8 protein-coding genes are annotated in these 11,246 nt (G+C 46.2%); 3 read left to right on the top strand and 5 right to left on the bottom strand.

Annotated features, from left to right (window positions below):
- Positions 1–702 precede the first annotated feature (702 nt).
- The 4 genes from ACTHS3_RS07675 to ACTHS3_RS07690 all read right to left on the bottom strand — a co-directional run bounded on the left by ACTHS3_RS07675 (position 703) and on the right by ACTHS3_RS07690 (position 7,885).
- Positions 703–2,169 (bottom strand): surface lipoprotein assembly modifier, encoded by a 1,467-nt coding sequence (locus ACTHS3_RS07675; RefSeq protein ID WP_049343865.1) that lies wholly within the window; start codon positions 2,167–2,169, stop codon positions 703–705.
- A 318-nt stretch (positions 2,170–2,487) separates the two neighbouring features.
- Positions 2,488–3,375, bottom strand: a complete 888-nt coding sequence (locus tag ACTHS3_RS07680) for a Slam-dependent surface lipoprotein (protein ID WP_285070248.1) — start codon at positions 3,373–3,375, stop codon at positions 2,488–2,490.
- Positions 3,376–3,575: 200 nt separating this feature from the next.
- Positions 3,576–6,845, bottom strand: a complete 3,270-nt coding sequence (locus ACTHS3_RS07685) for a TonB-dependent receptor domain-containing protein (protein WP_070644759.1) — start codon at positions 6,843–6,845, stop codon at positions 3,576–3,578.
- A 665-nt stretch (positions 6,846–7,510) separates the two neighbouring features.
- Positions 7,511–7,885, bottom strand: a complete 375-nt coding sequence (locus ACTHS3_RS07690; protein ID WP_004520381.1) for an Mth938-like domain-containing protein — start codon at positions 7,883–7,885, stop codon at positions 7,511–7,513.
- 206 nt (positions 7,886–8,091) lie between these two features.
- Here ACTHS3_RS07690 and ACTHS3_RS07695 point away from each other — a divergent pair, with 206 nt between their 5' ends.
- The 3 genes from ACTHS3_RS07695 (at position 8,092) to ACTHS3_RS07705 (ending at position 10,466) form a co-directional block, all read left to right on the top strand.
- The gene (locus tag ACTHS3_RS07695; protein ID WP_070644763.1) at positions 8,092–9,399 is read left to right on the top strand and encodes a homoserine dehydrogenase; all 1,308 of its coding nucleotides are present in this window, start codon (positions 8,092–8,094) and stop codon (positions 9,397–9,399) included.
- On the top strand, positions 9,392–9,826 hold the full coding sequence (locus ACTHS3_RS07700; RefSeq protein ID WP_128580684.1) for a hypothetical protein: 435 nt from the start codon (positions 9,392–9,394) through the stop codon (positions 9,824–9,826). Before ACTHS3_RS07695 ends, ACTHS3_RS07700 begins: the two co-directional genes overlap by 8 nt.
- Positions 9,827–9,971: 145 nt before the next feature.
- Entirely contained in the window at positions 9,972–10,466 is a 495-nt protein-coding gene (locus tag ACTHS3_RS07705; RefSeq protein ID WP_283114512.1) for a hypothetical protein, read from the top strand.
- A 46-nt stretch (positions 10,467–10,512) separates the two neighbouring features.
- Here ACTHS3_RS07705 and ACTHS3_RS07710 read toward each other — a convergent pair whose 3' ends face one another.
- The gene (locus ACTHS3_RS07710) at positions 10,513–11,229 is read right to left on the bottom strand and encodes an S-methyl-5'-thioinosine phosphorylase (RefSeq protein ID WP_263336377.1); all 717 of its coding nucleotides are present in this window, start codon (positions 11,227–11,229) and stop codon (positions 10,513–10,515) included.
- Between the last annotated feature and the right edge of the window lie 17 nt (positions 11,230–11,246).

Consider the following 11,246-nt stretch of genomic DNA (forward strand, 5'->3'; position numbering starts at 1 on the left):
GGCGGCCAGCAGAAATCGGGGACGGTAAAGACAACGCGGAATTTGCTGCTTTTACGGGCGATTTTATTGACGGCCATGGGGTGCTTTACTCCAGAGATTGGATAGTGATATAGAAGAATAATATCTATTGACTGAATCTTACTTTATTTATATATGAAAAGAAAAGCGTAAAAAGGTTATCTGAAAAATTTCAGGTAAGCTTTTTGTAAAAGTTATTGTACGACTAGGAGAAACAGGAGTTAACAGGCTTAAAATACTAACATTATTAATTTAACATAATATAAATTATTTTCTTTTTTCCTATTCTTCTACAAATTCCGCTTATTGTTCCTATATGTCAAATGAGAATTAGTGATACTCTAGAGAGTGTGCTCATAGTACTCCAATTTTTAGTATAAAATCAATAGGTTTTAAGAGAAACTTGGCTATTTAATTTTACCTTACCTCTACTTCCTAATTTATTGTGTAGTGGAGTAGGAGAGATATAAGAATACCAAGTACCATCAAACTCTTGTGAAACAAGAAAGTGTAGGGGATAGCTAATTTATACTGCAAAGGCCGTCTGAAACATTAAGTTCAGACGGCCTATTTGCAAATTTTTTTAGCAAGTTGATAAGTTAAACTGTAAGAAATTTGCGAGTTAATCACATTATGAATATAAGATAATAATCTTACAAGAGATCATCTGGCTGACCTTTAATTTCAAAACCTATGCTCTATTTTAATTAGAAATTCATTCCGTTTATAGCGATTTAGCCAGGACGAGCTTTTGTTGTCAGTGTGTTTTACGGTGAGGATGGGTACGAAGCCGCGGAGGAAAGGGCGATCGAATTTGATGTCCAACTGGTAGGTGCGTTCGAAATCACGGCGGCGGGTTTCCAGCCAGGCATGGTAATCCTGATAGGCTGTTTTGCGCCAGATTGCCTGAAAGGTGGCGTCGATGCCGGATTCGAAACGTTTATTGACGCCCGCGCGCAGGCCGTGCCGGCGGTAGGAATCCACTTTTTCGCGGCTGTTTTTGCGCAGGTAGTCGTAGCCGCCGAATACCAGCCAGTCTTTCGGCAGGGCGTAGATGGCGGTGGTGAACAGAAGCGTCTGCGGGCCGTTGAAATGTTTTAATTCACCGCGGTAGCGGTCGTATTTGTGGTCGAGCTGCACGCCCAGCGAGGCTTGGTCGGAAAAGGTGCGGCTGTATGCCGTGCTGATGCCGGCGCTGCTGTCGCGCAGTTTCCCGCCCGACCATTCGTATTGCACCTGCGGGCCGATACTGAAGGAATGGTCTTTGCTCTGAAAACTGTAAGCGGGGCTGACGTTGATATTGTGTTCGCCGTATTCTTTGTTGCCGGGATAGAGCCGGCCCCATGCGTAGCCGCCCAGTTGCAGGCCGTGGTGGCCGTTGAGCGAAATGCGTCTGCTTAAGTTGGCTTCATATACCCACATCCGGTTTTTCAACGCATCGGGCGCGTAGGCGTCAAGCTGTTCGTTGCGGCAGGACAGCATTCCGGCATCGTCCAGAATCGGCTGCCCGTTCGAATCGAAACCGCAGCTTGTCTGATTGCGGACAACCGTCGTGCCCGACGACTGGTTTAAGTTGGTGTCGTAACCCGCGCCGAACGAAACCGAGCCGCTCCACGCATCGCGTTTCTTCAAAGCGTCGGCAAACACTTTGATTTTCTCATTGACGGCGGGCACTTCGGGAATATCGATGCCGTCGAACAATGCCGCCGATTCTTTGTTTTGTTTGTCTATAAACAGCAGCCGCGCCAAATCCAGGCGGCCGCGCAGAAATTCGGGATTTTTGCGGTAAAGCTCGCGGTATTTCGCCAGCGCGGCCTCCAAATCGTCGCGGGACACCGCCTGATTGGCCTCGGCAAACAGCACTATATCGGGGTCGTAATCATCCTGACGGCGGTAAATGTCTAACAGCCGAGCCGTTTCCTCTTCGTTTTGCGCGTTGACCGCCTTCATCAGCGACAACGCCAAATCTTCGCCGTCCTGCACTTCTCCCGCGCCGAATTCGATCGCCGTATTGTCCGCTTCGTTCCTTTCCTGCTGAGCGCGGCGGAGTTCCGTTCCCTGTTTGAGCTGCATGAAGCGGTCTTCCCTGTCGTCGGCAAACGCGTGGGGCAGCAGGCTGATAAAAAAGGGAAGGAGCAAAAGGCGTTTCATAAAATTCTTTCCTGTGTATCGGGCGGCTTTGTTTTTCAGACGACCTTTTCAAAGAAAAACTGACATTTCATCTTTACCGGGCAGAGCATTTTTTTATTTGAATGACGGGTCGTCTGAAAATGAGCTTCTCAAGCCCATCGAAACAGCACGCCTTCAAACTCACGGGCCGTTCGAAAAATACCGGCTTAAACGCATTGCGAAGCCCGATATTTCCGAACGGCCCTGTACGATGTGCATTGTGTGTCGGATGATTTGTGTTTTATAGGCGGACGGAATGGGAAACGACAAAAACCGTCCGCCTTATCGCATTATGATTCATTATTTGCCGATTTTCGTACCGCCAAAGGCAGTGTTATAGGCATGGTTTCGACCAAAATCAGCCACGCCCGCAATCGCTGCGCCTTGATTGCCGAAGAAATGACCGTGGGTCGTACCGGCCACTTTGTTTGCCGTAGCTGTACCGGAGAAGGAAGCCTGAGCCGTATTAATCGTGGCATTGTTGATGGCGACATTCAAACCTGCGCGTTCCATTTCTCCGTTCAGCGTTCGCTTACCGAAATCAGCTTTCAACGTACCGTTTAAGAGGGCTGTATTTTGCGTATGATATTGGTTGATACCCTTAACCGTATAAGTGGCAGTACCCGTAGTCGGCAGATTGGTGGTTCGACCCGTGCCGCTATAGAAGGCAGTGTAATTCGTACCTTTTGTACCGACAGCCGCACCGGAAGGAACGGCAGACCAGTCGCCGAAGTAAACATCCATATTACCGACTTTAGAATAAGATAAACGGCCTAAATGGGAATGGTCGGGCATTCTTGGAATATTGTCCCAAACAATACCTTTCATACGGTACAGATTCGCGACCGTAACGCCGTTTTTGTCTTTACCCAAAATACCGTGAGCGAACGTTTTGACAAAAAATCGATTTGCCGTCGCATCAATTTTGGCAAAAGAAACAGGCTTGTTATTGGCAATACCTTTCTCTGGAGTTCCTGAGACAGCCTTGTTATCACTAACAAAAATGGAAGCTTTACCTTTATGCTCACCTTCGTTTTCAAGAGTAACACCAATATGCTTTACCCTTTCGACTTGAATCGATTCGGTCGTCGCACCAGTCGGGTTGGCTTGAAAACCTTTAGGCAGTGCAAACACAGAAGAAGCGGCAAACGCAACACTCAATACCGCAACGGTTTTTACGAGTTTCATAATTCACTCCAAAATAAAGTTTTACAAAATCAACGAACTTTCTCAAGAAGAATCTGAATCAAACTTACAAATCCGCCCTCTTGGAAAAGTAAGGTAAGTATATTCCTATTTTTAGGAAATAGAAACATGAATTATTATCATTTCTGAAAATTTACACTTCACTAATATCAGAGTTTTGATAATTGTATTTAGAAACTATTTTAGAACTTGCCCGTAATCCCTATCCTGATGGTTCTGCCCGGTGCAGGCAGGTAAGAACGGCTCATCGGGTCGAGGTAGTAGCGGTTGGTCAGATTGCTGCCCACAAGCTCGGCAGTCAGGTTCTTGCCGATTTTATAACGCAGGTAGGCATCCCATACCGCAACAGGCTGCCAGCGCATATCGTTATGCTGGGGCTTCATATTGTCATTCTGATATTTATTGCGCACATCGTAGAATGGCTGCCAAGCATCGTTGCGGTTTTCATAGACGCGGCTGTGGTAATGGAGGCGCACGCCTGTTTCCAGTTTGTTGGCAAGGAAACGGCTGCCCAATTCGGCATCAATCGACCAGCGTGGTTGAAGCGCGCTTGCCAGATAGCCCGAATCGGTCAAGCCGCCGTGGTTGCAGACAGGACGATTCATAGTCTTACCGTTTTTCACAAAATAGCTTGAATCAACCATGCCCTCTGTTGCGGATGTCCAAGTGAAATTTTCGTCGCACATTTTGTTTTTCAGGCTGCGGAATACGTTCAGGCTGCCGAAGACGCGTCCGGTATCGAAGCGGGTGGACAGCTCGGCACCACTGCGGATTTGTCTGTCGAATTGTTCGAATTCGAGATTGCTGTCCCTATCGATAACGTTTTCGGTCTTGTTATGGAAGTAATTGACGCGGAAATCCGCTTTTTTCATTTTCGGTAACAGCCCCGTCAAATCATGAATATAGCCCACTTCCCAGTTTTTGGCGTGTTCGGGCCGCCAGCCATAGCCCATGCGGTTGAATGAGCCGGCGGCGGTAGAAAAGCCGTAAGTCCCTTCAAAAATGCTGGGGTAGCGCAGGGTTTCGGTATAGCGCAAATAGGCGCGGCTGTAATCAGTAAAATTGATGGTGGCAGAAAATGCAGGTACCCAACCGCTGCCCTTCTGCTTCATTGCCCTCTGTCTTTCGGCTTCGGTCATTGGCGTTGTGTAAACACTTGCACTGGCTGCGTAGTATTTAGGTACAAATTGCGGACTGTCTGGAATAGACGGGTCATATACAGGATTGGCGACTTTGGTGTGCAAATCAGGAATGCTGCCATTGGTAAGGGGATGATCCTGCATATTCAGACGGCCTTTATCGTCTTTCAACCAATAGAAATCCACCTTTTCATTAGGATTGACCCATTTTTCGCGATCATCTGTCAAAGTCGGAATATATTGCGAATTGACTTGAAACGAAGTCAGGCTAATTTGTGCATGTTTTTTTCTTTGTTCTGCGTATTCCTCTGTTTCATATAAAACTCCATAATCAAGACTGCCATTCGCCAAAGCATCGTCAATTGCCTTGTAATCCGCGTATTCTTGCGGCGTGGCAACCCTGCCGATCGAATATTTTATTCCCCTGTTCATTTCTAACGGATCGCCGGTCTTATTCGTGCCGCTTTCCAAACGTCTGCTTTTATCCTGAAGTTGGAAATTGGTATATCGCCCACCTGCCGTCAAAGTCAGCCAGCGGAAGGGTTCGTAGCGAAAATTAAAGCCCAGATTGTATTCACGCCGCTTGCCGTTGCGAGGTACACCGTATTGGTTCAATTCATAATTTGCCCTGATGGTGCTGTTTTCGAGTTCTTCCCGATATTTGTCGTATCCTCCCCGCTCCAGCTCGTCTGAAAAATCATTGCGCGATGTCAGTTTTTCATTTTGAAAATCGCCCATCAAAGTCAACGACAGTTTGTCGCTCAATTTCATACGGTTGGAGAATTGAAAGCCTGTACGGTTGTTACGGGCGTAATAGGCGTTGCCTTCAATAGTGTTGAACCTGCCGTTTGTATTGGGCGTTTCGGGTTTGGGCGGTTTTGGGACTTCAAAACCTGCATTCAGCAATTCTTGACGCTCTTCAGGCGTAGCTTTTTGCCATCTGTCGTACTCATCCCATGCTATTTGAAATTTGTTGTCCTCATAAACGGTATCGCCGGGTGAGCCACCTGCGGTATTGGTTTTGGATTTGGTGCGCGTTGTCCAAAGCGTGGCATCGAAATCTATCCAACGGCTGCCCTCGGGCTTCCACGAATAGTCGATATTGTAGGAACGCTGTTTTACCCATGCCTGCGGCCATTCGGCAATTTTGTTGAGGACGGACGCATCCCAACTGATGGGGCCGATAATGCGCGAAGGCATAATTTCGCCGAACGTGGAATCGGTATGGCGCAGGCCGAATTTGAGCGTTTGGCGGTTCGGCAGACGGAAGGTGGTTTTACCTACCCATGATTTGGTTTCGAGCGAGGTATTGCTGACTTCCCCGCCCGGATGATAAAAAAGTCCGATTTTTGAAATATCGGGTGCGCCCAGCATGTTTTCACTGCCGAAAAATTTCTCACCCTTGGCAGCGGCTTCTTCTTTACGACGTTTCAATTCGTCTAAAGTTTCTTGTGTCCAAGGACCGATATAACCGTAGCGTTCCGCGCCTTTTTTGCCGGAAAAATAATTGCCTTTACTGCGGTAGGCATAGGCAAGCATGGCATCGAAATTGTCCTGCTTGGTGGCGGCGGCAATGCGGTAGGCTTTATCCTCCCCAAATTTATTGCGTCCGTTGAAACGCTGGTCGATTCGGTCGGTATCGTCAAAAAACGAACGCCAAATACCACCCGTCGCTACTGCGGGAACAGGCAAGGTTCGATAATCGACTGAATGTTCATAAGCATTCTCACGCCTTTTGATGGAATTGTTGGAAGCCTCCGCCTTCACTTCAAAGCCGTATTTCTGCCCTTCGGGGACAATATCGTCGGCATCGATGGTTTTCAGGGCGACGGAGCCGCCTATGCCGCTTTTCATATCACGGCTGAACGAGGGGCCTTTTTCGATAGAAACGCTACTGATGATGTTGGGGTCGACGTAGTTGCGGTTGTTTGCGCCCGCGTAGCCGCGCCAGACGGTAATCGCCTGCTCCGTGCCGTCGATGGTAACGGGAATCCGTCCTTGACCTTGCACACCACGTATATTCGGATCCAGCGCGCCGCTGTTGCGCGCGTCGCCGCTGTACACGCCGGACATACCGCTTAAAAGGTCGGATACGGTGTTGCCTTTGAAGGTTTCGACTTCGTTTTTGCTCTTGTAAAGATTGACGATTTCGCGGGTATAAACGCGGTTTTTACCGATTTCATCCTTATTTCGAGTTCCTTTGACAGTTATGGTATCGAGAATAACTGTCGAATTATCTGCAGCATAAACGGCAGGGACGAAACCAATGGCGGCGATGCAGGCGGAGAGGGTGGTGACTTTGATCGGTTGCATAGAATGAATCCATATAACTTGATTGGTAAGGCCGTCTGAATGAGACAGATCGAATAGATGCGATTACACTCTGACTAAAATAATACAAATAAGTTTGATTATTATTTATAATTTTATGAAATTCTAACTTGTTTTTAATAATATGGAAATGTTTTTTGAGATTTGATCAATAGAATAGGGAGGGGAAGCGGTAGAGATTATTGAGCCGCTATTTCGATTATGTGAGTTATTTCTGACACTGCACCGTAAATTCCGCTATGCCCGGGCAGTCTATTTGGGGCAGAACAAAGTAAGTGTGCAAAGCCATCTGAAGGCGATGTGTTTGAACCTCTTAAAGGCAGCTAACAGGCTAATTGCGCCAGTTGTCACCTTAATTATCGAGTAATGAAGTCGAGTAGGGAGCAGGGAGCCTTAGTACGATACCAAGTACCTTCATATTCCTTGAGAAGAAGTACCTTGTACTAGACATACTTAGAAAAAGTGTTCCGCTAGTTGCAAGATGTGATTTTTTTAAATCTGGAGGCAGGAATCTCATTGTGAACGTAGAAGTTCTTCTTTAATAAGAGAAACAGGAGTTGGCAGGCTAAAATACTAGTATTATGAATTTAACATAATATAAATTATGCGAACCTAAGCTAGCATGATGCAATAGTCTTTTCTGCAAATTATGGCCACAACCAAGCCCATGCGCTTCGTCCTTCGCCTTGCAGCAAAACTAAAGTTCGGCAAGCTGAGGCTGTATTCATGCATTCGAGGCCGATTCCGTAGGCTGATAAGGCTGCAGCAACTTTGGGATGCAGAAATTTTTGTTTTTCTCCTGTACCTATAATAATGACTTCTGGACGGTTTTCTGCTGTTTCAATTGCTGATATAAAAATTTGTTCGTTTAATTCTCCGATGGTTGTTTGAGGAATGATGCTCACTTTGCCATCTTGCCAGCAAATGGGTTCTGAATATGTTTGTTCACCGATTTGCAATATGCCTTGTGAGGATGAAAAAAATGATGCGGTTTCATCAATATGGTTTTCTGTGATTTTCATGGCAATTCCTGTTTTTATGGTAGAACGATTTTTCAGACGGCCTTGGGAAACTTGCAAAAAAAGGTGCAAGATCAAGCAATATCAGGTAGGATTCAACGTTTGACCTTGTGCATTGATGCTTTGCTCTGAATTTACGATTGCAAGCGATTATAACAAGCCTTGGTTTTTCGTGATTATTTTAAAGTATCGGCTCAAAAGGAGACACAATGAAGCCAGTAAATATCGGTCTTTTAGGTTTGGGTACAGTCGGTGGCGGTACGGCTACTGTATTGCAGGACAACGCTGCGGAAATCAGCCGCCGCTTGGGACGAGAAGTCCGTATTTCTGCTGTTTGTGATTTGAGCGAAGAAAAAGCCAAACAAATTTGCCCGAATGCTGCTTTTATCAAAGATCCGTTTGAGCTGGTTCAACATCAAGATGTTGATGTTGTTGTGGAATTGTTTGGCGGTACCGGTATTGCCAAAGATGCGGTATTGAAAGCGATTGAAAACGGCAAACACATTGTTACTGCCAATAAAAAACTACTGGCCGAATACGGCAATGAAATTTTCCCTTTGGCGGAAGAAAAAAATGTCATGGTGCAGTTTGAAGCTGCTGTTGCCGGCGGTATACCAATTATCAAGGCTTTGCGTGAAGGCTTGGCTGCGAACCAAATCCGCAGTATCGCCGGTATTATTAATGGTACCAGCAACTTCATTCTGACTGAAATGCGTGAAAAAGGCAGCGCGTTTGCAGACGTATTGAAAGAAGCTCAGGCTTTGGGCTATGCAGAAGCTGACCCCACTTTTGATATCGAAGGTCATGATGCCGGCCATAAAATTACCATTATGAGCGCATTGGCATTTGGTACGCCGATGAACTTTTCTGCCTGCTATTTGGAAGGCATCAGCAAACTCGACAGCCGCGATATCAAATACGCTGAAGAGCTTGGCTATCGTATCAAATTGTTGGGTATTACCCGTAAAACCGACAAAGGCATCGAGTTGCGCGTACACCCTACTCTGATTCCTGAAAGCCGTCTGCTGGCTAACGTTAACGGCGTGATGAATGCTGTCCGTGTCAATGCCGATATGGTTGGTGAAACCTTGTATTACGGTGCAGGAGCCGGTGCATTGCCGACTGCTTCTGCCGTAGTTGCCGATATTATTGATATTGCCCGCCTGATTGAAGCGGAAACTGACCATCGTGTCCCTCACTTGGCATTCCAACCTTCGCAAGTTCAAGTGCAAAATATTCTTCCTATGGATGAAATTACCAGCAGCTACTATCTGCGTGTTCAAGCAACTGATGAACCGGGCACTTTGGGTCAAATTGCCGCACTCTTGGCCAAAGAAAATGTCTCTATCGAGGCTTTGATTCAAAAAGGCGTGATTAATCAGAGTACTGCTGAAATCGTGATTCTGACTCACACCACAGTGGAACACAATGTCAAACGCGCTATCGCAGCGATTGAAGCTCTGAGCTGCGTGGATGCTCCGATCACCATGATCCGCATGGAAAGCCTGCATGACTGAGCAACAAACGGAAAGGCCGTCTGAAGAGCAACTGGCAGCCAGAAAAAAAGCCAAGGCAAAAATCCGCACCATCCGCATTTGGGCATGGATTATTTTATCGTTGCTGGCGCTGACCGCCCTGCTCTCACAATGCGCGATGAACAAGCCGCAGATGAAGCAAAATGTGGTGGAATCTTGCGTGAAAAACATTCCTTTTGCTGAAAAATGGCAAGCTGATTTGAAGGCAAAAGGTTTGGATGCGCAAAACGAGAAATTGGCTCAAGACTATTGTGTCTGCATGTGGGATCAGCCTTTGAGCAAACTCTCTGACGAGCAAATCCGAAACTTCGGCAAAATCAGTCCTGAGGAGCAACTCAAGCTCTTGGGTGGCGCAGAAGCTTTTGAGGCACGCGATAAGCAATGCGTAGCTGATTTAAAGGCTGATTAAACCAATACCGATTTAAATCAAAGCCTACAAGGCCGTCTGAATAACAGACGGCCTTTCTTATATTAAATAAATAGAAATAAGAATTGATTTCATTATATTTAAAGTTTAAGATAGCTTGGTTAATTGCTTTTCTATGGTTGTTACCATGCGCTACCACTTTCCTATTGCCGTTGATATTTATGATTTTTTGTATACCGGCCGATTTGACTATCTGGAAATCGGACAATCGGCAGAGTCTATTTTGCAGATGTTTCCTGCGCCTGATTGCGTCCCTAAAGGCTTGTTGGTACAAAAAGGCTGGAATATTTGGCTTTATGGCGATATCGAACTGCATTTCTCCGACAATCGGCTGACACAGATTCGTGCTGATTTTCAGCCTAATGCTGCATTAAGCGGCGGCCGTTGGGTAAAGTTAAATCCGTGGTTTTTTGCAAATGGCTGCCTCGATGTTTATGCCGTCATTCAGCGCTTGGTGCAACGCAATATTGACTTTATTAAAACGGAAACGCATACCAATTTAATTTTGCAGTTGCAAAGCGGGGTTGAATTGATTTTTGAAAAATGTCAGGGTATGAAACTTGCCTCGTTCCGCAAACAAAAAGCCTCCCTGCCTCATTGGGCGCGTGAAACGGCTTCTTAAATAAAACAATGCCGTCTGAAAACATTATTTCAGACGGCATTATTAGTTACAAACCATTCAATAATTGTCGGATTTTCGTCATCGCCATAGAAGTCTGTTCATTACAGCCTACAGTCCCTACTCCGCTATCAAAGCAATCAATACTGCTGACACTGCAAAAGTGGGCATAGGCCATTTTCAACTCCCTGGCCAAAACGGCTTCAGGCATACCAGTCATACCGAGTACATCTACCCCATCACGGCGATAACGAGCGATTTCTGCGCGGGTCGGACGGCGCGGGCCTTGCAGGCAACCATAAACGGCGGAGTCGTAAATCGGCACATTGTGCGCTTTCGTGATATTTAATAACTTTTGTCGCAATTCATTGCAATAAGGGTTGAAAAAATCGGTATGGACGACAGGGCATTCTTGGCCTTCAAAAAAAGTATCTTTACGGCCATAGGTATAGTCGATCAAATCGTCCGGCAACACCAAGCTGCCGTTTTCAAAATCAGGATTGATACCGACGACTGAAGAAATGGCAATGATGTTTTCAACGCCTAAAGAGTGCAACGCCCAGATATTGGCGCGATAGTTGATTTCATGCGGCGCGATGGTATGACTGAAGCCGTGTCGGGCGAGGAAAACAATATCCAAACGCCCCAACCTGCCGAACAAAATAGGGCTGCTGGTTAAGCCGTATGGAGTGCGTACGATTTTTCTTTCAGTAATTTCGAGTTCCGGCAGTTTGGTCAAACCGCTGCCGCCGATAATGGCTAACATATAGACTTCCTTTGTTA

This window comes from Neisseria sp. P0009.S007, assembly GCF_051962515.1.